Raw genomic sequence first — 19,832 nt, forward strand, 5'->3', positions numbered from 1 at the left:
CTCATACAGTAACTTGTATGGTTGTCTATATTACTAGACATTTCGAGGACTAACAATGGAAAAAGCCACCGACATCGATCGCGGCGCCCAGACCGCCAGGAAGCGGATCGTTGATCTGCTTGCCAGGGCCACGCTCACCGAACTTCAAGACGCCCTCACCGCCTTCGACCCGGCACCGGTTTACACCGCGCTGCGCGGCCCCGAGACCGGTCTCGTGATGGTCAAGGGCCGGATCGGCGGCGGTGGTGCACCCTTCAATCTCGGCGAAGCGACCGTGAGCCGCGCGAGCATTCGGCTCTCGGACGGCCGGATCGGTCATGGCTACCGGCTCGGAACGGACCGCAAGTCAGCACAGCTTTCGGCCGTGCTCGATGCTGTGGCGCAGGACGAAGCAGCCCGCGCATTGCTCGAAACACGCCTCTTGACACCGCTCGAAACACGCCTCGCGACGGAAGCCGAACGGCTCGAAGCCGAAACGGCCGCCACGAAGGTCGATTTCTTCACCATGGTTCGCGGAGAAGACTGATGCTCGAAATCACTGAAAGCCTCGACGGCGGCTTCCCGGATGCCGTCACCCATGCCCAACAGGTCTTCCGCAGCGTCATGGACGCCATGGCCCGCCCCGGCAGCATCGGTTTGGTCGACGTGACCGTCGCACCACCCGCCCCGCTCGGTATCGCGGCTGGCGCCCTGCTGCTGACGCTGTGTGACCACGACACGCCGATCTGGGTCACGCCTGTTCTCGCCAAGTCCGCCCTTTCAAACTGGATCGGCTTCCACACCGGCGCCAGCCTGACCTCCACGAAGTCCGACGCAAAGTTTGCCTTCGTCGAAGCAGGCGCGCCGGTCCCGTCGCTGACACAATTTGCGCTGGGAACCCAGGAATACCCCGACCGTTCGACGACACTGGTCATCGAGGTCCCATCGCTCGAGGGCGGCAAGCCTCTGCAACTGTCAGGCCCCGGAATTCGCGACACCGCCATCATCGCTCCGAAAGGTCTGCCCGAAACCTTCCTGCGCCAATGGGGCGACAATGGTGCCCTGTTTCCGCGCGGCGTCGACCTGGTGCTGACGGCAGGTCGACGCTTCATCGCGCTGCCGCGCACGACCAAGATCCGCGAGATGGAGGCCTGAGCCATGTATGTAGCCGTCAAGGGTGGCGAAAAAGCCATAGCCAATGCCCACAAGCTCCTCGCCGATCGCCGCCGTGGTGACAGATCGCTGCCGTCGATGACGATTGACCAGATCGTCGCCCAGCTCGGCCTCGCCGTCGACCGTGTCATGGCCGAGGCCTCGCTCTACGACTGCACGCTCGCAGCCCTCGCCCTCAAGCAGTCGCGCGGCGACATGATCGAGGCGATCTTCCTCCTGCGCGCCTACCGCACCACGCTGCCGCGCTTCGGCACGTCCCGTCCGATCGAAACGGCCGAGATGCGCGTCGAGCGCCGCGTCTCCGCCACCTATAAGGATCTGCCCGGCGGACAGCTGCTCGGCCCCACCTTCGACTATACCCATCGTCTCCTCGATCCCTCGCTGCTCGATGACGAGAGGGTGGATATGGGCGAGCAGCGCGAGGAAGGTCTGGATCCGGTCATGCGGGTTTCTGACATCCTTGACGGCGAAGGCCTGATCGAGCCGGATGGCGAGATGCCGGAGGATCATATCGCCGGCGACATCACCCGCGAGCCGATGGAATTTCCGATGCCCCGCGACCTGCGCCTCCAGGCGCTTGCCCGCGGCGACGAAGGCTTCCTTCTGGCACTCGGCTATTCGACCCAGCGCGGTTATGGCCGCACCCATCCCTTTGTCGGCGAAATCCGCATGGGTCTGGTCGAGGTCGAATTCGACGTGCCGGAACTCGGATTTGCGGTTTCACTCGGCGAGATCCGCGTCACTGAATGCCAGATGGTCAACCAGTTCAAGGGTTCGGCCAAGGCGCCGCCGCAGTTCACCCGCGGCTATGGTCTCGTTTTCGGCCAGAGCGAACGCAAGGCCATGTCGATGTCGCTCGTCGACCGGGCGCTCCGCACCCAGGAATTCGGCGAGGATGTCGTGGCACCTGCCCAGGACGAGGAATTCGTAATCTCCCATTGCGACAACGTCCAGGCAACCGGTTTCGTCGAGCATCTGAAGCTGCCGCATTACGTCGACTTCCAGGCCGAACTCGATCTCGTCCGCCGTATGCGGGCAAAGCACGACGCCAACAAGACAGATCCGACCGACCTGAAGGAGGCCGCAGAATGACCGCGCCGGCAACCGAACTCGCGACCTATAACTTCGCCTATCTGGACGAACAGACCAAGCGCATGATCCGGCGCGCGATCCTGAAGGCGATCGCCATCCCCGGCTACCAGGTACCTTTCGCCAGCAGAGAAATGCCAATGCCCTATGGCTGGGGCACTGGCGGCGTGCAGGTGACAGCCTCGATCATTGGCCGCGACGACACGCTGAAGGTCATCGATCAGGGCGCCGACGACACGACAAATGCCGTGTCCATCCGCGCCTTCTTCCAAAAGGTCGCAGACGTCGCCGTCACCACCAAGACAAGCGAAGCGACGATCATCCAGACTCGTCACCGCATTCCCGAAGAAAAGCTGAGGGAAGGCCAAGTGCTGGTCTACCAGGTGCCGATCCCGGAACCGCTGCGTTTCCTCGAACCGCGCGAGACCGAGACCCGCAAGATGCATGCGTTGGAAGAATACGGCCTCATGCATGTGAAGCTCTACGAAGACATCGCCAGGCATGGCCGCATCGCCACGACCTATGCCTATCCGGTGAAGGTCGAGGGCCGCTACGTCATGGACCCGTCGCCGACGCCGAAATTCGACAATCCGAAGATGCACATGTCGGAAGCCCTGCAGCTCTTCGGCGCAGGCCGTGAAAAGCGCATCTATGCGGTCCCGCCCTACACCGACGTCGTCAGCCTCGACTTCGAGGACCACCCATTCGAGATCCAGACCTTCGACAAGCCCTGCGCGCTCTGCGGCGCCCACAATGTCTATCTCGACGAGGTCGTGCTCGACGACAAGGGAGGGCGGATGTTCGTCTGCTCCGATACCGACCATTGCGAGACGCGCCAGGCCGAGGGCCATGTCGGCGAAATGCTCGCGAAGAACAAGGAGGCCGCCGAATGAGCGACCAGCCGCTTCTGAAAGTTCGCAACCTCTCCAAGTTCTATGGCAACCGCATCGGCTGCTCGAACGTCTCCTTCGATCTCTGGCCGGGAGAAGTGCTCGCCATCGTCGGCGAAAGCGGCTCGGGCAAGACGACGCTTCTGAACTGCCTCTCGACCCGGCTGATGCCGACGACCGGCAGCGTCGACTATCACATGCGCGACGGCCAGTACCGCGAGCTCTATCACATGGGTGAAGCCGAGCGACGCTTCCTGATGCGCACCGACTGGGGCTTCGTGCACCAGAACCCCGCCGATGGTCTTCGCATGACGGTCTCTGCCGGCGCCAATGTCGGTGAACGTCTGATGGCCGTCGGTGATCGCCACTATGGCCGCATCCGCCAGACCGCCAGCGAATGGCTGGAGCGCGTCGAGATCTCGACCGACCGCATCGACGACCAGCCGCGCGACTTCTCCGGCGGCATGCGCCAGCGTCTGCAGATCGCCCGCAATCTCGTCACCGGCCCGCGTCTGGTCTTCATGGACGAGCCGACCGGCGGCCTCGACGTCTCGGTCCAGGCGCGCCTGCTCGATCTCGTCCGCGGCCTGGTCAATGACCTCGGCCTGTCCGCCATTGTCGTCACCCACGACCTGGCCGTGGCCCGTCTTCTGTCCCACCGCATGATGGTGATGAAGGACGGCAACGTCATCGAACACGGCCTGACCGACCGCGTGCTCGACGATCCGCGCGAACCTTACACCCAGCTGCTCGTATCCTCGATCCTGCAGGTCTGACGGAGATATCAATGGCCACGCCCCTCATTGTTTCGGAAGTATCGAAAAGCTTCACCATGCACTTACGCGGCGGGCTCGTCCTGCCGGTCATCTCCAACGTATCTTTCTCGGTGGCAGCCGGGGAATGCGTCGTGCTCGGCGGCCCCTCTGGCATCGGCAAGAGCTCGATCCTCAAGATGCTCTACGGCAACTACGCCGTTGATCAGGGACAGATCCTGGTCAATCACGGCGGCCGCATCGTCGATATCGCCAGCGCCGATCCGCGTACGGTGCTCGAAGTCCGGCGCGGCACACTCGGCTATGTCAGCCAGTTCCTGCGCACGGTCCCGCGTGTCTCAACACTCGACGTGGTGGCCGAACCGCTCGTCGCTCGCGGCATTGCAGTTGAGGAAGCGCGTGACCGCGCGAGCGAACTCCTGAGCCGGCTAAACTTGCCGCGCGATCTCTGGCAGTTGCCCCCCTCGACCTTCTCCGGCGGCGAGCAGCAGCGCGTCAATATCGCACGCGGCTTCATCACGGATCATGCCGTGCTGTTGCTGGACGAGCCCACCGCCTCGCTCGATGCGACGAACCGCGCCGTGGTCGTCTCGATGATCCGCGCCAAGAAGGAAGCAGGCGTCGCGCTGCTCGGCATCTTCCACGACGAGGAAGTCCGCGAGGCCGTGGCCGACCGGATCCTCGACGTCATGCAGTTTTCGCCGCGAAAGGCTGCCGCATGACGAAGAAGCTCGGGGTCGCTCCCCTCATCCACGAGACGGCACGGGTCGTGAATTCGACGCTTGGCCGCTACACGGAAGTCGCCGATCGTTGCCGCCTCGAAGACGTGGAAATGGGCGACTACTCCTACATCATGCAGGACGGCTCCATCTGGTGTGCGACGGTCGGCAAGTTTGCCAACATCGCGGCCGCCGTGCGCATCAACGCGACCAACCATCCGACCTGGCGCCCAACGCTGCACCACTTCACCTATCGCGCGGCGGACTATTTCGACGGTGCCGAGAACGATCACGACTTCTTCGCCTGGCGTCGCGAAAACCGCGTCGTGATCGGCCATGACGTCTGGATCGGTCACGGGGCAACTGTCTTGCCAGGCGTCACCGTTGGCGACGGTGCGGTGATCGGCGCCGGCGCCGTCGTGTCACGCGATGTAGCCCCCTACACAATCGTCGGTGGAGTCCCGGCCAGGCTCATCCGTGAACGATTTCCAAAGTCAGTTGCCGAACGCATGCAGGCGCTCGCCTGGTGGGACTGGGATCACGACCGGCTGTTCGCCGCACTCGACGATTTTCGTCACATGGACACTGAAGCTTTCCTCGAAAAATACGCCTAATCGCAAATATTTCAGAGGCTTACACAGTTTAACAAATTCTACACAATTCTGACATTCCGGCTTCACGCACCAGCGTTAATGCATTCCCAGCACCGCAATCAATGACGGCGAAGGAAAGACGATGCTCTTCAGGCTGGACAATCTCACCCGCCAGTTCGGGACAACCAAGGCCGTGGACTCGGTGACCCTCGAGATCCCCGCCGGCCAGATGGTTGGTGTGATCGGCCGTTCGGGCGCCGGCAAGTCGACACTGCTGCGCATGATCAACCGCCTGGTCGATCCGACCTCGGGCAGCATCCGTTTCGACGATCTCGAGATCTCCAATCTGCACGGCACGGCGCTGCGCAACTGGCAGCGCGACTGCGCCATGATCTTCCAGCAGTTCAACCTCGTGCCACGTCTCGACGTGCTGACGAATGTACTGCTTGGCCGCCTGAACCATCGGTCGACAACCCTTTCGATCCTCAACGTCTTCACCCGCGAAGAGCGCCTGATGGCGATCGCCGCCCTCGAGCGGCTCGGCATCGAGCAAACCGCCCTGCAGGCAGCCGGAACGCTATCCGGTGGCCAGCAGCAGCGCGTCGCGATTGCTCGCGCCCTGATGCAGTCACCGAAGATGATCCTCGCCGACGAGCCGATCGCCTCGCTCGACCCGTTGAACGCCAAGATCGTCATGGATGCGCTGCGCGACATCAACGAGCGCGAAGGCATCACCGTCATGACCAACCTGCACACGCTCGACACCGCCCGCAACTACTGCGAGCGCATCATCGGCATGGCGCGGGGCCGCGTCGTCTTCGACGGCACGCCAGCAGAGCTCACGGCCGAGGCAGTGCACGAAATCTACGGCGCCGACCAGCATGGTGCCGGCATCGATGAAACGATGACCTCGACGAGCATCAACATCGCGCATCAGGACAACGAACAACGCAAGATCCCATCCGCTGGCCTGCGCCCTCTCGCCGTTGCCGAGGCCTGAGCCACGAAGATCGCTGGCCCTGCGACAAGGGCAATACCGCAAGACATTCCCTCATCCTACGAAACAGGAGATGCACTCATGTTGAAGAAGACCCTGCTCGCCACGGCGGCTCTCGTTGCTCTGGCTTCCAGCGTTCACGCCGAAGACCTCAAGGAATTCCGCATCGGCATTCTCGGTGGCGAAAACGAAGCCGACCGTCTGCGCAATTTCCAGTGCATGACCGAAAAGCTTCCGGCCGCTCTCGGCGTCGAGAAGGTCTCGCTCTTCCCGGCCGCCGATTATGATGGCGTCGTTCAGGGCCTGCTTGGTGGCACGCTCGATTACGCCGAGCTCGGCGCTTCTGCCTTCGCCAAGGTCTACCTCGCCAAGGAAGACGCCGTAGAGCCGATCCTGACCACCGTCCAGACCGACGGCTCCAGCGGCTACTACTCGATTATGGTTGCCCGCAAGGATTCGGGCATCACCAAGATCGAAGACGTCAAGGGCAAGAAGCTTGGCTACGCCGATCCGGACTCGACCTCCGGCTACCTCGTCCCCCTCGTCACCCTGCCGGAAGCCCTCGGCGCTCCGGTCGACCAGGTCGTCGCCTCCACCGGCTTCGGCGGCGGCCATGAGAACCTGGTTCTCGAAGTCGTCAAGGGCACCTTCGACGTCGGCACCACCTGGGGTTCGGGCGTTGGCGATTTCAAGGACGGTTACTCTTCTGGCAACCTGCGCAAGATGGTCGACAAGGGCGTCCTGAACATGGACGACCTCGTCGAAGTCTGGAAGTCCCCGCTGATCCCGAACGGCCCGATCGTTGTCCGCACCTCGATGAACGACGACATGAAGACCAAATTCAAGCAGTTCATGGTCGATCTTCCGAAGTCTGATCCGGCCTGCTTCTCGGCAGTCCAGGGGGGCGACTTCTCGGGCTACACCGAAGTCAACGTCGACTTCTACAAGCCGATCATCGACGCCCGCAAGGCAACCATCGGCGGCTGATCGCTGACGAAACCAATAGGACCGCCGGCCGGGACACCGCCGGCGGTCTTTCCTTGAAGTCTTTTCCAAAGGATTTGCGGTGATGGCCATGACGGCGACACAGCCCACCCTGAGCGAGCGCGGCGCAGTCGTCGAGCGCCATTGGCAGGAACTGGCGGCGAAACGGCGCATCTATACCGGCCTTGGCGCGGTGATCCTGCTCCTCGCCGTGACCGGTTCGCTCTGGTTCGCCAACGACACCAATGCCGGCAAGTTTTTCGACCGCCTGCCCTACCTTTTTGACTTCGTGGGCGAACTCGTCCCCCGCGACGGTTGGGAGATCTGGCGGGCCCTGTTCGACCTGCCCTCCCCCTATGACGACGGCAGCTTGAAATACAATTATCCGGAGGGTCGGTTCTACATCACCGACAGCCTCTACATCCCCGAATACTTCCACAAGATGCTGGAGACGGTGAACATCGCGCTCCTGTCCACCGTGATCGCGATGATCTTCGGCTATGCGCTCGCCTTCCTTGCAGCCAAGAACACCATGCCGAGCGCCTGGATCCGCTGGCCGGTGCGCCGTTTCATGGAGATCTTGCGCGCCTTTCCGGAAGTGGTCATCGCAGGTTTCTTCCTGGCCATCCTTTCGCTTGGTCCCATCCCTGCGATCATCGCGGTGACGATCCACACGATCGGCGCACTCGGCAAGATGTTCTTCGAAGTCATTGAGAATGCCGACATGCGGCCGGACGAAGGTCTGCGAGCCGTCGGCGCCAACTGGTTCGAGCGCGTCTGGTTTGCCATCACGCCTCAGGTCATGCCGAATTTCATGAGCTACTTCCTGCTGCGCATAGAAATCAACGTACGCGCCTCGACGATCATTGGCGCAGTCGGCGGGGGCGGCATCGGCGAAGCCTTGCGCCTTTCCATCGGTCAGGGCCACGAGGCCAAGACGCTCGCAATCATCCTGCTGCTTTTGTCGACAGTCATCGCTGTCGACCAGTTCTCCGCATGGCTGCGCCGCAAGCTCGTCGGCGAGCAGTCTTTCCAGTCGGTCACGTGAGGTTTCGATGTCCATGATGAACGCTGCCGAACTGAACCGTCTGGCCGAACGCTATCCGCAGGTGCTGGAGCGCAGCCTCTGGCAACGCTACCGCATTCCAGCTTCGCTTGGCATTCTGACCTTCTACTTCCTCTTTTGCTGGTGGTTCTTCGCCATCGGCAAAACGATGTCGGAGGCCAATTGGGGCATCGCCGGCAACTACCTTGCCGACTGGGTCTCCTATGAGATACGCCCGGAATTCGACATCGACCGCGACGGGGCCTTGACGATCAATTATCCGCGCTTCGATCCCATCGGACCAAACCCGAACCCGGACTGGATCGAGACGAAACGCGAAACGATCACCCGGTCCGAACCGCAGCCCCCTGCAGCAGCCGCGCCGGCCCCGGCAACCTCCACGCCGAACTCGACATTCAGCTTCATGGCGTCCCCGAATCCGCAGGCATCAACTGCGACCTCGGGTACCGAGACCAATGTCGCCACAGCGCAAGCAACCTCCGAGGAAGTGATCACCGAAGCACAGGTGGCACTCTCCGGCACGGCCCGTATCGACATTGCCGGTGATCGCGTCACACTTGTTCGCGGCGAAGAAACGGTGAGCCTGTTGCTCGATCCCGCCAGGGACACCGTGACGGTCGAAGGCGCACGTCCCGACTGGGTGGAACAGCGCCTCGAAGGCGGCCGCGTAATCGCCTATTTCGGCTCGGCCGGCTGGCTCGACGTCTCCTCGGATCGCGTCCGCGTCCGCAAACGCTTCTTCGGCTGGGAAAATTTCATCTTTGATACCAACTCGCCCTTCTTCGGCCTCTCATCGGGTGAAGTCTGGCAGACAATAACCTCCGGCGAACGAATCGATCCGAAGATGAGCAATCTGGCACTCGCCTGGAACAACATTCTGTATAATGCCTCCTGGCAGCATCTCGACGTCTGGACGAAGCTCCTGCAGACCATCGTCATGGCCTTCATGGGCACGCTGCTCGCCATGCTGGTCGCCTTCCCGCTCTCCTTCATTGCGGCGCGCAACATCACCCGCAACCGGCCGGTCAACCAGATCACCAAGCGCTTCTTCGACTTCGTTCGGTCGGTCGACATGCTGATCTGGGCGCTGTTCTTCACCCGCGCCTTTGGCCCTGGGCCGCTTGCCGGCATCTCGGCAATCTTCGTCACTGACACCGGCACGCTCGGCAAGCTTTATGCCGAGGCGCTGGAAAACATCGACGATAAGCAGCGCGAGGGGGTGAAGTCTGTCGGAGCGCCGGCAGCGGCCGTCCAGCGCTTCGGTGTACTGCCGCAGGTGATGCCGGTTTTTGCCTCCCAGGCCCTCTATTTCTGGGAATCGAACACACGATCGGCAACCATCATCGGCGCGGTCGGCGCAGGTGGCATCGGCCTCAAACTCTGGGAAGCCATGCGCACCAATTCCGACTGGGAAAATGTCGCCTACATGGTGCTCCTGATCTTGATCGTGGTGTTCCTATTCGACGGCATCTCCAATAGCCTGCGCTCCCGCCTAATGGGCAAGAGCCGCCACTGATTCTTAAGGGCGCGGGGTCCGTTTCCGCGCCACTACACACGAAAGACATACCCTTGCGTTACGCCCTATACTTCGCACCCTGCGCCGACGCACCGCTGAGCCAGACGGCAGCGGCTTGGCTGGGACGCGATGCCTTCACCGGGATTGAACATCCAAGAACGGCCGAAACGGATTTTCCGGCGGAAGAACTGGATGCCCTGACGGCCGATCCCCGGCGATACGGCTTTCACGCGACGCTCAAGGCGCCCTTTCACCTGGCCGAAGGCGTGAGCGAAGCTGATTTGCTTGCCGAGTTTGCCGCGTTCGCCGCGAAAACGGTGGCCTTCGAAGTCCCCTCGGTTATCGTCGGCCAGCTTGGGCCGTTCTTCGCCCTGGTTCCCGAGACACTTCATCCGCCGCTGCAGCAATTCGCAGCCGATGTCGTAGAAACCTTCGAGCCCTTCCGCGCCCCGCTCTCCGAAGCGGATGTCGCAAGGCGCAAGCCGGACAGCCTGCCTCCGCGCCAGCGCGAAAACCTGATGCGCTGGAGCTATCCTTATGTCTTTGACGAGTTCCGTTTCCACATGACGTTGACCGGGCCTGTATCCGACGCCCAGTCGCCTGCCATGGCCAATGTGCTCAACCTCCGCTTCGCCGAATTCAACGGCCGCCCCCTCCGGATCGATGGCCTCGCGCTCTTTATTGAGCCTGAGCGTGGCGCCCCCTTCCTTGTCCATTCATGGCTGCCTTTAAAGGCAGCCCAACAAAACGGCTGACCCCATGTCCGAACAGATCTTTTCCAACGCCCGCATCGTTCTCGAAGACCGGATCCTAGACGGAAGCGTCGTGATCCGTGACGGTCGTGTTGCCGCGATCGACGAGGGTTCGAGCCGCAGCGGCGAGGACTTCGGCGGCGATTATCTGATCCCCGGCCTGGTCGAGCTCCACACGGATCACCTGGAATCACACTATTCCCCCCGCCCCGGCGTGCGCTGGCACATGACCTCGGCCATTCAGGCCCATGATGCGCAGATCGTCACCTCGGGCATCACCACCGTCTTCGATTGCCTGCGCATGGGCTCCGACGAGGACGGCGGCTTCGACAAGGGCGAGATGCGCGACATGGCAGACGCCATTCAGGCCGCGGAACGGGACGACAGGCTCAGGGCCGAGCACCTGATCCACCTGCGCTGCGAGGTCGCCTCCGACAACGTGCTTGAGCATTTCGCTGACTTCGAGAACGATCCGCATGTGCGTCTCGTCTCGTTGATGGACCATTCGCCGGGCCAGCGTCAGTTTCAGACGATGGAACAGTACACACTCTACTACAAAACCAAGCGTGGCCTGACTGACGAGCAGTTCGCCCGCTTCGTCGAAAGCCGGCTTTCGCTCTCCGAGCGTTATTCAGCCCTGCATCGCGACACTCTCGCCAGGTCCTGCGCCGGGCGCGGTATCACGGTCGCAAGCCATGACGACGCGACGCTGGCCCATGTCGAAGAGGCCAAGGGACACGGCGTCAAGCTCGCCGAATTCCCGACCAGCATCGAAGCCGCCGAAGCCTCGCACCAGTCGGGCATGAGCGTGCTCATGGGCGCCCCCAACGTTGTCCGCGGTAAATCGCATTCCGGCAACATCGCCGCCCGTGATCTGGCCAAGCGCGGTGTGCTCGACGTCCTCTCGTCCGATTACGTGCCGCTGAGCCTGCTGCATGCGAGCTTCGTGCTGGCCGACGAGATCGACGGCATCTCTCTGCCCCAGGCGATCGCCATGGTGACGGCGACGCCCGCGCGGACGGTGAGCCTTGACGACCGTGGGCGGATCGCCCCGGGCCTTCGCGCAGATCTCGTGCGTGTGCGCCGTGACGAAGGCGTGCCAGTGATCCGCGCCGTGTGGCGAGAAGGGCGGCGGGTCGCGTGATGACGCACGCCGCATCAAACGCATCTTTGGAAAAAGCCACCGGAACTCTCGTCGTCGTCGTCGGCCCGAGCGGTGTGGGCAAGGACAGCCTCCTGGACATTGCCCGCCGACACTTCACCGACCGGGATGACGTCCGCTTCGTGCGACGGACCATTACGCGCCCAGAAGAGACCGGCGGCGAAGTCCATGACGCTGTCAGCCCCGAAACTTTCGAACGGCTTGTCAGCTCCGGAGCATTTGCCGTGAGCTGGAAGGCCCACGGCCTTGGCTACGGCATTCCGCTCGATGTCCGTACGGACCTCGCTCAAGGACGCACGCTGATCGTCAACGGATCCCGCTCCGCCCTTGCAAGCGTGCACGCGGCCTTCCCCAATCTCGTGGTGGTCAATGTGACCGCACGCGCCGACGTGCTGGCAAAGCGCCTCGCAGCCCGCGGTCGCGAGACGACAGAGGAAATCGAAGCCCGCCTCACCCGAACCACTGCCCCCCTCCCCGCAGATCTCACAGTCATCACCATCGACAACAGTGGTGATCTGGAACGGGCTGGCAACGAGCTTGTGCAAATGATCGAGGGATTTTTGCACACTGAGTGATGGTGAGCCCAGGTGGCCAAGCGCGACCGCGCACGATACCGACCCATTCGAACCCACGATACCCTTGCGAGTATGCCGCATTTCGAGTGCGGTGCTTTCGACCACTCAGCCACCTCTCCGGTCACATTGGTCGGCGCTCAGTGGCGCGGGCTGTCTCATAGCGGCAACTCACCCCCCATGCAAGAGCGAATATGACGGTTTTTCCGGCTTTTGTCTTGACACCTAGAATGCCCTCACGTATGCGAGCCTCGACTAAAAGCGTGGGTGAACTGCGCCTTGTGTTCTTCGCGATACGCGAAGTTGAACTGGCGGAACGAAGGTTCCGCTCCTCCGACTGGCAAAAAGACGGCCCCTCGCAAGGGGAGAGCCGGAACGAACATGAAAGGATAAACAATGTTCGCAGTCATCAAAACCGGCGGTAAGCAGTACCGCGTTAACGCCAACGACGTGCTGACCATCGAAAAGCTGGAAGCCGAAGCTGGTGCAACCATCGAATTCACCGAGATCCTGATCGTCGGCGAAGGCGAAACAGCGACCATCGGCGCGCCCTTCGTGGCTGGCGCCAAGGTCACGGCCGAAGTTGTCGAACAGATGCGTGGCAAGAAGGTCATCGCCTTTAAGAAGCGTCGTCGTCAGAACTCTAAGCGTTCGCGCGGCCATCGTCAGCACCACACTGTGGTGCGCATCACCGATATCGTCGCAGCCTGAAACGCTGATAACTAGGTTTAAAGGAGCAATCCAATGGCACACAAAAAAGCTGGCGGTTCCTCGCGCAACGGTCGCGATTCCAATTCCAAGCGCCTCGGCGTGAAGAAGTTCGGCGGCGAAGCCGTCATTCCGGGCAACATCATCGTGCGTCAGCGCGGTACGCAGTGGCATCCTGACGCCAATGTCGGCATGGGCAAGGATCACACCGTATTTGCGCTCATCGAAGGCAATGTCGCGTACCGTACCAAGGCCAATGGCAAGGTATACGTGTCCGTAATGCCGAAAGCCGAAGCAGCAGAATAAAGCCGGTAGCGTTTAAAAAACAGCCGGTGTCTCATCGACCCGGCTGAGCTCGCAAGGTTCAGTTTTGAGAAAAAGGGGGAGATGGGACACCATCTCCCCCTTTTTCTTGTCCAACGAAGGAGACTGAACCATGCAAAGTCTGATGTTGAGGGATGACCAATCACGGTCACCCGACGAACAGCCAAGGCCCGATCGGCCGAGGAGCGATTGCCCTGTCTTATTGTCGCAAAGGCTCGTCCTGCGCGCACCCCACATCGAAGACATCGACGCCCTTGCCCATCTCGCCAATAACGCCGCCATCGCCACCATGGTGGCGCGCATGCCGCATCCCTACACGGCGAAAGACGCGGCCGACTTCGTGCGACGCACGAATATCGGCGAGATCGGCAAGTGCGTCTATGCCATCACCAAAGCGGACAATGGCGAGTTCCTCGGTTGCTGCGCGATGGAGCCCAACCCTGTCGACGATACGACGCTGGAATTGGGCTACTGGCTAGGCGAACCCTACTGGAACAAGGGGTATGCCACCGAAGCGGCCCATGCGCTGATCGACATGGCGTTTCGGACCCGGGAATGGGTATCTCGCATCGATGCGCGCTGCCGGGTGACCAACATCGCTTCGCGCCGCGTCATCCAGAAGTCGGGCTTCCAGTTCCAGGGCACCGGCATGGTCGGTAACCTCGCCATGGGCGGCACCGTCCCCGTCGAATGGTACAGGCTCGACCGCAAGACCTGGCTGTCGCTTAAGAGCTGGGGAGAGATGCGATGAGCGCGATGCTGGCAGAAAGGCCGGCGATCAAGTCGGCAGTACCAGGCCCCTGCCCGGTCATCGAAACGGAGCGCCTCGTCCTGCGTCCCCACCGGATGCAGGACGCGGATGCGATCGCTGCCTCGCTCAGCGATTTCAGCGTCGTCCGCATGTTGACGCGCGTGCCGGCTCCCTATGATCGGGAGGACGGTCGCGACTGGCTGAACATGGTGACATCAGGGTTGAAACCCGACTGGCATCTCGCCCTCACGCTCGACGGCGTACATGTCGGCGTGGCCTCCCTGGAGCTCCGGCACGGCCTCTGGCACATCGGCTACTGGCTGAATCGCTTCTACTGGGGCCGTGGCCTTATGACGGAAGCAGTGGACGGAGCATTTGAGCGCTTCTTCCAGCGTATGCCGCAGGCCGAGATCCTCGGTGGCGCCTTCGCCGATAACCCGGCCTCTCTGCGTCTGCTGGAGGCACGCGGCTTTCGGACCATTGGCGTCCGGGATGTCTACTCGAAGGCACGCAACGCCATGGCACCGCTTGTGGAGTCACGGCTCTCGCAAGCAGACTTTGCAGCGCGCTGACGCAAAGCATAGCCGACAATGCTCCGGGCGTTCACCGCCCGGAGTTCATGTCCCCGCGAGCTCTACCCAGACCGGAAAATGGTCTGAGCCGCGAGCAGAATTGTCCACCCGGCAGGCCTTCAGGCGATGAACGAGGCCTCCACTGACGAAGCAGTAGTCCAGATGCATGCGACGCCACCCATCCTCGCTGATCCAGCTGTAACCGTCCGCCGGGCGGGCCTTCAGATGGGCTTCGGCATCCGTCGCATAGCCGGCCCGCGGCGCGCGTCCGTAATACGCATCGTTCCGACCGACCATGGCCACGTATTCGGGGCTTTCGGGCTGCATGTTGAAATCGCCCATGATCAAAAATTCCGCCGGCAGCGGCGGATCCGAAACCGCAAATTCGACGGCACCGGTCAAGGCGCCGCCTTCGTTGATGAAATGGCAGGCACGCTCCTTGAGAAAGGCGATCTGTGCCAGCCGCTCGTCAGGCGACACATGGTCAAGGTGAACGGAATAGACGCGCAAGGCCCCGCCCGGCGCATCAATGACTGTCTCCAGCGCGCCGCGCTGAAGGTTGAGCTTGTCGAAGGTGCGGTTGCGCGGCAGAAGCAGGTTGCGGCTGGCCCGGATCGGATAACGCGACAGCACCATGTTGCCGAACTGGAAGCGCCGTTCGTGAAGCCGCCCCTCGATCGTGGTATGATCCACCAGCACGTCGCAGGCCGGGCCGAAGGCCGCAAAGTAGTCCGGAAACAATGCGGAAAAGGTCTCGACCAGATCGGCGTATCCGTTACGACTGTAGCCTCGGGTCACTTCCTGCAGAGCGATCACATCCGCACCTCGTATGCTCTCGGCGATACGCACAGGATCAAAACGCCCGTCCTGGCCAAAGCCATACTGGATGTTGTAGCTGACGAACTTCACGATACTCTTTGACCTCCGCGTCAAGCGGCTATATCGATGGCCGCAACTCTCCGCGCAGAACCTGACAGAAGAATTGACGGCAGCAAGATGAAATTTCTCGACGAGGCTAAGGTATATATTCGCTCCGGCGACGGCGGCGGCGGTGCTGTGTCATTTCGGCGCGAAAAGTTCATCGAGTTCGGCGGACCTGACGGCGGCGACGGCGGTCGTGGCGGTGACGTCTGGGTCGAGGCCGTCAACGGGCTGAACACCCTCATCGACTTCCGCTTCCAGCAGCATTTCAAGGCCAAGACCGGCACCCACGGCATGGGCCGCAACCGCACCGGCGCCAATGGCGACGATGTGACGCTCAAAGTTCCGGTCGGCACTCAGATCTTCGAGGAAGACAACGAAACCCTGATCGTCGACATGACGGTCGAGGGCCAGCGTTTCCGCATCGCCAAGGGCGGCAATGGCGGCTTCGGCAACACCCATTTCAAGACCGCGACCAATCAGGCACCGGACTGGGCCAATCCGGGCCTCGAAGGTGAGGAAAAGACCGTCTGGCTGCGGCTGAAGCTGATCGCCGATGCTGGTCTCGTCGGGCTGCCCAATGCCGGCAAGTCGACATTCCTGGCATCCGTCACCCGTGCCCGGCCGAAGATCGCCAACTATCCCTTCACGACATTGCACCCCAACCTCGGCGTTGCAACCATCGACGAACGCGAGTTCATCCTCGCCGATATTCCGGGCCTGATCGAAGGCGCCCATGAAGGTGTCGGCATCGGCGACCGTTTCCTCGGCCATGTGGAGCGCACCCGTGTTCTCCTGCATCTCGTTTCCGCTCAGGAAGAAGAGGTCGGCAAGGCCTACAAGACGGTGCGCTATGAGCTCGATGCCTATGGCGGCGGCCTGGATGACAAGCCGGAAATCGTTGCCCTCTCGCAGATCGACGTGCTCGACGAAGCGGAACTGAAGAAGAAGTCGGCGGAATTGAAAAAGGCCTGCGGCCAGACACCGCTTCTGCTCTCGGCCATCACCGGCAAGGGCATGACGGATGCACTGCGGGCCCTGCGCGATGTCATCGTCGCTGCCCAGGGCAACCAGCCCCTGCCCGAAAAGCGCGAGAAGAACCGCCGCAAGCGGGGTGACGACGGAAATCTGGAAGCCGGCCTCGACGACGGAGAAGGCGACGATTGATGTCCACCCGGCTCCGCTCGCTCTCCCGCGTCAAGCGGGTCGTCATCAAGATCGGATCCGCCCTTCTGGTCGATCGCGGTTCCGGGATCCGCAAGCAATGGCTCGATGCGATCTGTGACGATATCGCAGCCCTGAAAGCCCGTGGGACCGACGTTCTCGTCGTCTCCTCGGGCGCTATTGCGCTCGGCCGCACCGTGCTCGACATGCCCTCCGGCGCCCTCAAGCTTGAGGAGAGCCAAGCCTGTGCTGCGGTTGGCCAGATCGCGCTTGCCCGTCATTGGTCGGAGAGCCTGTCTCGCCACCAGATCGTCGCCGGACAGATCCTGCTGACGCTCGGCGACACCGAGGAACGCCGGCGCTATCTGAACGCCCGCGCCACCCTCAGCCAGCTCTTGAAGATCGGCGCCATCCCGATCATCAACGAGAACGACACCGTCGCCACGACCGAAATCCGCTACGGCGATAACGACCGCCTGGCAGCCCGAGTAGCGACCATGGCCGGTGCCGACCTGCTTGTGCTGCTCTCCGATATCGACGGCCTCTATACGGCCCCGCCGCACCTCGATCCTGAGGCACAGTTCCTCGACACGATCGAGGAAATCACGCCCGCAATCGAAGCCATGGCCGGAGGGGCTGCCTCCGAACTCTCCCGTGGAGGCATGCGCACCAAGATCGATGCCGGCAAGATCGCGACCAGCGCCGGTTGCGCCATGATCATCGCTTCCGGCAAGACGATGAACCCGCTGTCATCGATCGAGAACGGAGCCCGCCATTCCTGGTTTGCGGCCTCCAAGTCGCCCGTGACGGCACGCAAGACCTGGATCGCAGGTCAGCTCCAGCCGGCGGGAACGATTCAGGTCGACAACGGCGCCGAAGGCGCGCTGCGCTCGGGCAAGAGTCTATTGCCGGCCGGTGTCCACTCCGTCTCCGGCGCCTTCCATCGCGGTGATACGGTTTCAATCGTCACGATCGAAGGTCGCGAGATCGCTCGCGGTCTGGCGGGTTACGACGCCGATGAAGCGCGCCGCATCTGCGGCCGCAAATCTAACGAGATCGAGAATATCCTCGGTTATGCCGGTCGCGCTGCGATGATCCATCGCGACGACCTCGTCATGACCGAACTCGGCCAGCGCGAAGCCGCAGCCGGTGACCGGAAGGATGCCGCCCATGCATGATACCGTGTCGAACCAGAACTCCGTCGAAGGCCTGATGCTCGACATCGGCCGCCGCGCCCGCGCGGCAGCAAGACCGCTGGCTGTCGCATCGACCGAAGCGAAGAACCAGGCACTTCTCGCCATGGCCGACGCCTTGATGACGGCCGAGGCTGACATTCTCGCGGCCAATGCGATCGATCTCAAGGATGCGGCAGAGTCAGGCCTTGCCGCATCCTTCATCGACCGGCTCACCTTGAATTCTGATCGTATCGCCGCGATCGCCCGGTCGATGCGCGAGATTGCCGAACTGGCCGACCCCGTCGGCACTGTCATCACCGAATGGGACCGTCCCAACGGCCTGCATATCGAGCGCGTTCGCACGCCGCTTGGCGTCATCGGCGTGATCTACGAAAGCCGCCCCAACGTCACAGCCGATGCCGGAGCCCTTTGCCTGAAGGCCGGCAATGCCGTGATCCTGCGCGGCGGCTCGGATTCGGCCAATTCGTCGCGCGCTATCCATGCCTGCCTGGTGAAGGGCCTTCTCTCCGCCGGCCTGCCCGCTGACGCCATCCAGCTTGTGCCGACCACCGATCGTGCCGCCGTCGGCGCGCTGTTATCCGGCCTCGAAGGATCGATCGACGTAATCGTGCCGCGCGGGGGAAAAAGCCTCGTTGCGCGCGTGCAGCAAGAGGCCCGCGTGCCGGTCTTCGCCCACCTCGAAGGTCTGTGCCATGTCTATGTCGACGGCTCCGCCGATCTGGAGATGGCGAAGAAGATCGTCGTCAACGCCAAGATGCGCCGCACCGGTATCTGCGGTTCGGCTGAAACCCTGCTGATCGACAGTGCCGCAATCGGTACCCATCTGCAGCCCCTGATCGAGGCGCTGACCGAAGCGGGCTGCGAAGTCCGCGCCTCCGCGACAGTGCTCCGGGTCATGCCAGGCTTCAAGCCGGCAACAGAAGAGGACTGGCGCACGGAATATCTCGACGCGATCATTTCCGTCGCCGTGGTCGACGGCATCAGTGGCGCCATCGATCATATCGCTCGCTATTCTTCGAACCACACCGAAGCCGTGATCGCCGAAGACCCAGCCGTCGTCGAACGCTTCTTCAACGAGATCGATTCCGCCATCCTGCTACACAACGCATCGACCCAGTTTGCCGATGGCGGCGAATTCGGCATGGGCGCCGAGATCGGCATCGCGACCGGAAAAATGCATGCGCGCGGGCCCGTGGGCGTCGAGCAGCTGACATCCTTCAAGTACCGCGTCCGCGGCACCGGCCAGGTTCGTCCCTGACGTGGCGGAAACGGCGCTCGCCCATCGCCATATCGTGATGCCGCATGTCGAGCGCGGCATGGTGATCGGCCTCTTCGGCGGCTCCTTCAACCCGCCGCATCCGGGACACCTGCTGGTGGCCGAGATTGCCTTGCGGCGTCTGGGTCTTGACCAGCTCTGGTGGCTCGTGACACCGGGCAACCCGTTGAAGAGCCGAACGGAGCTGATGCCTCTCGCAGAGCGCCTGAAGGCCTGCGAGCATTTGGCCACGGATCCGCGCATCAAAGTTACCGCCTTCGAGAAAACGCTCGGAACGAGTTACACCGCACGCACGCTCGAGTTCATCCGTACTCGCAATCCACATGCCCATTTCGTCTGGATCATGGGGGCCGACAATCTCGCCGGTTTCCATCGCTGGCAGCGCTGGCAGAAGATCGCCACCACCTTCCCGATCGCCGTGATCGACCGACCCGGCTCGACGCTCGCCTATCTCTCCTCGAAGATGGCCCGCACCTTCGACTATGCACGTGTCGATGAGGAGGATGCTGGCGTGCTGTGGCAGAAGCGGGCGCCGGCCTGGACCTTCATTCATGGGCCACGCTCGACGCTGAGCTCGTCGGCGATCCGAGCGGCAGCCGGCACCGTGCGACAATGACGACAACGGCGCGAAGCACGCGCATCTGCGACCATGCCT

The 19,832-nt window shown here is 62.3% G+C and carries 23 protein-coding genes and 1 tRNA gene; 22 read left to right on the forward strand and 2 right to left on the reverse strand.

Annotation, left to right across the window (positions count from 1 at the left end):
- Window positions 1-55 precede the first annotated feature (55 nt).
- The 14 genes from phnG to phnN all read left to right on the forward strand — a co-directional run bounded on the left by phnG (window position 56) and on the right by phnN (window position 12,268).
- On the forward strand, window positions 56-526 hold the full coding sequence (gene phnG, locus BW978_RS16535; protein ID WP_076396943.1) for a phosphonate C-P lyase system protein PhnG: 471 nt from the start codon (window positions 56-58) through the stop codon (window positions 524-526).
- Complete coding sequence (gene phnH / locus BW978_RS16540; RefSeq protein ID WP_076396944.1) at window positions 526-1,134, forward strand: phosphonate C-P lyase system protein PhnH; 609 nt, start codon at window positions 526-528, stop codon at window positions 1,132-1,134. Before phnG ends, phnH begins: the two co-directional genes overlap by 1 nt.
- A gap of 3 nt (window positions 1,135-1,137) precedes the next feature.
- Window positions 1,138-2,244, forward strand: coding sequence for a carbon-phosphorus lyase complex subunit (locus BW978_RS16545; protein WP_076396945.1), 1,107 nt, complete (start codon window positions 1,138-1,140; stop codon window positions 2,242-2,244).
- Window positions 2,241-3,134 (forward strand): alpha-D-ribose 1-methylphosphonate 5-phosphate C-P-lyase PhnJ, encoded by an 894-nt coding sequence (locus BW978_RS16550; protein ID WP_076396946.1) that lies wholly within the window; start codon window positions 2,241-2,243, stop codon window positions 3,132-3,134. The genes BW978_RS16545 and BW978_RS16550 overlap by 4 nt, the downstream gene beginning before the upstream one ends.
- Window positions 3,131-3,907, forward strand: coding sequence for a phosphonate C-P lyase system protein PhnK (phnK, locus tag BW978_RS16555; RefSeq protein ID WP_076396947.1), 777 nt, complete (start codon window positions 3,131-3,133; stop codon window positions 3,905-3,907). The genes BW978_RS16550 and phnK overlap by 4 nt, the downstream gene beginning before the upstream one ends.
- A gap of 11 nt (window positions 3,908-3,918) precedes the next feature.
- Window positions 3,919-4,626: a phosphonate C-P lyase system protein PhnL gene (gene phnL, locus BW978_RS16560; RefSeq protein WP_076396948.1), complete on the forward strand. Its 708-nt coding sequence runs from the start codon at window positions 3,919-3,921 to the stop codon at window positions 4,624-4,626.
- On the forward strand, window positions 4,623-5,237 hold the full coding sequence (locus BW978_RS16565) for a DapH/DapD/GlmU-related protein (protein WP_076396949.1): 615 nt from the start codon (window positions 4,623-4,625) through the stop codon (window positions 5,235-5,237). The genes phnL and BW978_RS16565 overlap by 4 nt, the downstream gene beginning before the upstream one ends.
- A gap of 121 nt (window positions 5,238-5,358) precedes the next feature.
- A complete protein-coding gene (phnC, locus tag BW978_RS16570; RefSeq protein ID WP_069042812.1) occupies window positions 5,359-6,216 on the forward strand; it encodes a phosphonate ABC transporter ATP-binding protein in 858 nt (285 codons plus the stop codon).
- Between the two features lie 78 nt (window positions 6,217-6,294).
- Window positions 6,295-7,200 carry a phosphonate ABC transporter substrate-binding protein gene (gene phnD, locus BW978_RS16575; protein ID WP_076396950.1) on the forward strand — a complete coding sequence of 302 codons (906 nt, stop codon included), beginning with the start codon at window positions 6,295-6,297 and terminating at the stop codon, window positions 7,198-7,200.
- 82 nt (window positions 7,201-7,282) lie between these two features.
- Complete coding sequence (gene phnE, locus BW978_RS16580) at window positions 7,283-8,245, forward strand: phosphonate ABC transporter, permease protein PhnE (RefSeq protein ID WP_054150287.1); 963 nt, start codon at window positions 7,283-7,285, stop codon at window positions 8,243-8,245.
- A 7-nt stretch (window positions 8,246-8,252) separates the two neighbouring features.
- A complete protein-coding gene (gene phnE, locus BW978_RS16585) occupies window positions 8,253-9,779 on the forward strand; it encodes a phosphonate ABC transporter, permease protein PhnE (RefSeq protein WP_076396951.1) in 1,527 nt (508 codons plus the stop codon).
- Window positions 9,780-9,832: 53 nt separating this feature from the next.
- Entirely contained in the window at window positions 9,833-10,534 is a 702-nt protein-coding gene (locus BW978_RS16590; protein ID WP_076396952.1) for a DUF1045 domain-containing protein, read from the forward strand.
- Window positions 10,535-10,538: 4 nt separating this feature from the next.
- A complete protein-coding gene (locus BW978_RS16595; protein WP_076396953.1) occupies window positions 10,539-11,675 on the forward strand; it encodes an alpha-D-ribose 1-methylphosphonate 5-triphosphate diphosphatase in 1,137 nt (378 codons plus the stop codon).
- On the forward strand, window positions 11,675-12,268 hold the full coding sequence (gene phnN / locus BW978_RS16600; RefSeq protein WP_076396954.1) for a phosphonate metabolism protein/1,5-bisphosphokinase (PRPP-forming) PhnN: 594 nt from the start codon (window positions 11,675-11,677) through the stop codon (window positions 12,266-12,268). Before BW978_RS16595 ends, phnN begins: the two co-directional genes overlap by 1 nt.
- Here phnN and BW978_RS23595 read toward each other — a convergent pair.
- Window positions 12,269-12,386 (reverse strand) — tRNA-Ser (locus tag BW978_RS23595).
- 275 nt (window positions 12,387-12,661) lie between these two features.
- Between BW978_RS23595 and rplU the strand changes: the two genes are divergently transcribed.
- From rplU to BW978_RS16620, 4 genes are all read left to right on the forward strand, one after another.
- Window positions 12,662-12,976 carry a 50S ribosomal protein L21 gene (rplU, locus tag BW978_RS16605; RefSeq protein WP_076396955.1) on the forward strand — a complete coding sequence of 105 codons (315 nt, stop codon included), beginning with the start codon at window positions 12,662-12,664 and terminating at the stop codon, window positions 12,974-12,976.
- 33 nt (window positions 12,977-13,009) lie between these two features.
- Complete coding sequence (gene rpmA / locus BW978_RS16610) at window positions 13,010-13,279, forward strand: 50S ribosomal protein L27 (RefSeq protein WP_054158048.1); 270 nt, start codon at window positions 13,010-13,012, stop codon at window positions 13,277-13,279.
- 130 nt (window positions 13,280-13,409) lie between these two features.
- Window positions 13,410-14,048, forward strand: a complete 639-nt coding sequence (locus BW978_RS16615) for a GNAT family N-acetyltransferase (protein WP_076396956.1) — start codon at window positions 13,410-13,412, stop codon at window positions 14,046-14,048.
- Complete coding sequence (locus BW978_RS16620; protein ID WP_076396957.1) at window positions 14,045-14,620, forward strand: GNAT family N-acetyltransferase; 576 nt, start codon at window positions 14,045-14,047, stop codon at window positions 14,618-14,620. Before BW978_RS16615 ends, BW978_RS16620 begins: the two co-directional genes overlap by 4 nt.
- A gap of 45 nt (window positions 14,621-14,665) precedes the next feature.
- Here BW978_RS16620 and BW978_RS16625 read toward each other — a convergent pair whose 3' ends face one another.
- Window positions 14,666-15,529 (reverse strand): endonuclease/exonuclease/phosphatase family protein, encoded by an 864-nt coding sequence (locus tag BW978_RS16625; RefSeq protein WP_076396958.1) that lies wholly within the window; start codon window positions 15,527-15,529, stop codon window positions 14,666-14,668.
- Between the two features lie 87 nt (window positions 15,530-15,616).
- On the opposite strand from BW978_RS16625, the gene obgE reads away from it, so the two are divergent.
- From obgE to BW978_RS16645, 4 genes are read left to right on the forward strand one after another with little or no spacing between them, the layout of a single operon-like run.
- Window positions 15,617-16,708 carry a GTPase ObgE gene (gene obgE / locus BW978_RS16630; protein ID WP_076396959.1) on the forward strand — a complete coding sequence of 364 codons (1,092 nt, stop codon included), beginning with the start codon at window positions 15,617-15,619 and terminating at the stop codon, window positions 16,706-16,708.
- Complete coding sequence (gene proB / locus BW978_RS16635) at window positions 16,708-17,883, forward strand: glutamate 5-kinase (RefSeq protein ID WP_076396960.1); 1,176 nt, start codon at window positions 16,708-16,710, stop codon at window positions 17,881-17,883. Before obgE ends, proB begins: the two co-directional genes overlap by 1 nt.
- Window positions 17,876-19,159, forward strand: coding sequence for a glutamate-5-semialdehyde dehydrogenase (locus tag BW978_RS16640; protein WP_076396961.1), 1,284 nt, complete (start codon window positions 17,876-17,878; stop codon window positions 19,157-19,159). Before proB ends, BW978_RS16640 begins: the two co-directional genes overlap by 8 nt.
- A 37-nt stretch (window positions 19,160-19,196) precedes the next feature.
- Window positions 19,197-19,793 (forward strand): nicotinate-nucleotide adenylyltransferase, encoded by a 597-nt coding sequence (locus BW978_RS16645; RefSeq protein ID WP_076397114.1) that lies wholly within the window; start codon window positions 19,197-19,199, stop codon window positions 19,791-19,793.
- Window positions 19,794-19,832 lie beyond the last annotated feature (39 nt).

The organism is Rhizobium sp. RU33A, from assembly GCF_900156055.1.
Classification (GTDB): domain Bacteria; phylum Pseudomonadota; class Alphaproteobacteria; order Rhizobiales; family Rhizobiaceae; genus Allorhizobium.

What these genes read in the sequence shown, in the direction of transcription:
- phnG (WP_076396943.1), top strand. Translation starts at nt 56, where the DNA reads ATGGAAAAAGCCACCGACATCGATCGCGGCGCCCAGACCGCCAGGAAG.
- phnH (WP_076396944.1), top strand. Translation starts at nt 526, where the DNA reads ATGCTCGAAATCACTGAAAGCCTCGACGGCGGCTTCCCGGATGCCGTC.
- BW978_RS16545 (WP_076396945.1), top strand. Translation starts at nt 1,138, where the DNA reads ATGTATGTAGCCGTCAAGGGTGGCGAAAAAGCCATAGCCAATGCCCAC.
- BW978_RS16550 (WP_076396946.1), top strand. Translation starts at nt 2,241, where the DNA reads ATGACCGCGCCGGCAACCGAACTCGCGACCTATAACTTCGCCTATCTG.
- phnK (WP_076396947.1), top strand. Translation starts at nt 3,131, where the DNA reads ATGAGCGACCAGCCGCTTCTGAAAGTTCGCAACCTCTCCAAGTTCTAT.
- phnL (WP_076396948.1), top strand. Translation starts at nt 3,919, where the DNA reads ATGGCCACGCCCCTCATTGTTTCGGAAGTATCGAAAAGCTTCACCATG.
- BW978_RS16565 (WP_076396949.1), top strand. Translation starts at nt 4,623, where the DNA reads ATGACGAAGAAGCTCGGGGTCGCTCCCCTCATCCACGAGACGGCACGG.
- phnC (WP_069042812.1), top strand. Translation starts at nt 5,359, where the DNA reads ATGCTCTTCAGGCTGGACAATCTCACCCGCCAGTTCGGGACAACCAAG.
- phnD (WP_076396950.1), top strand. Translation starts at nt 6,295, where the DNA reads ATGTTGAAGAAGACCCTGCTCGCCACGGCGGCTCTCGTTGCTCTGGCT.
- phnE (WP_054150287.1), top strand. Translation starts at nt 7,283, where the DNA reads ATGGCCATGACGGCGACACAGCCCACCCTGAGCGAGCGCGGCGCAGTC.
- phnE (WP_076396951.1), top strand. Translation starts at nt 8,253, where the DNA reads ATGTCCATGATGAACGCTGCCGAACTGAACCGTCTGGCCGAACGCTAT.
- BW978_RS16595 (WP_076396953.1), top strand. Translation starts at nt 10,539, where the DNA reads ATGTCCGAACAGATCTTTTCCAACGCCCGCATCGTTCTCGAAGACCGG.
- phnN (WP_076396954.1), top strand. Translation starts at nt 11,675, where the DNA reads ATGACGCACGCCGCATCAAACGCATCTTTGGAAAAAGCCACCGGAACT.
- rplU (WP_076396955.1), top strand. Translation starts at nt 12,662, where the DNA reads ATGTTCGCAGTCATCAAAACCGGCGGTAAGCAGTACCGCGTTAACGCC.
- rpmA (WP_054158048.1), top strand. Translation starts at nt 13,010, where the DNA reads ATGGCACACAAAAAAGCTGGCGGTTCCTCGCGCAACGGTCGCGATTCC.
- BW978_RS16615 (WP_076396956.1), top strand. Translation starts at nt 13,410, where the DNA reads ATGCAAAGTCTGATGTTGAGGGATGACCAATCACGGTCACCCGACGAA.
- BW978_RS16620 (WP_076396957.1), top strand. Translation starts at nt 14,045, where the DNA reads ATGAGCGCGATGCTGGCAGAAAGGCCGGCGATCAAGTCGGCAGTACCA.
- obgE (WP_076396959.1), top strand. Translation starts at nt 15,617, where the DNA reads ATGAAATTTCTCGACGAGGCTAAGGTATATATTCGCTCCGGCGACGGC.
- proB (WP_076396960.1), top strand. Translation starts at nt 16,708, where the DNA reads ATGTCCACCCGGCTCCGCTCGCTCTCCCGCGTCAAGCGGGTCGTCATC.
- BW978_RS16640 (WP_076396961.1), top strand. Translation starts at nt 17,876, where the DNA reads ATGCATGATACCGTGTCGAACCAGAACTCCGTCGAAGGCCTGATGCTC.
- BW978_RS16645 (WP_076397114.1), top strand. Translation starts at nt 19,197, where the DNA reads ATGCCGCATGTCGAGCGCGGCATGGTGATCGGCCTCTTCGGCGGCTCC.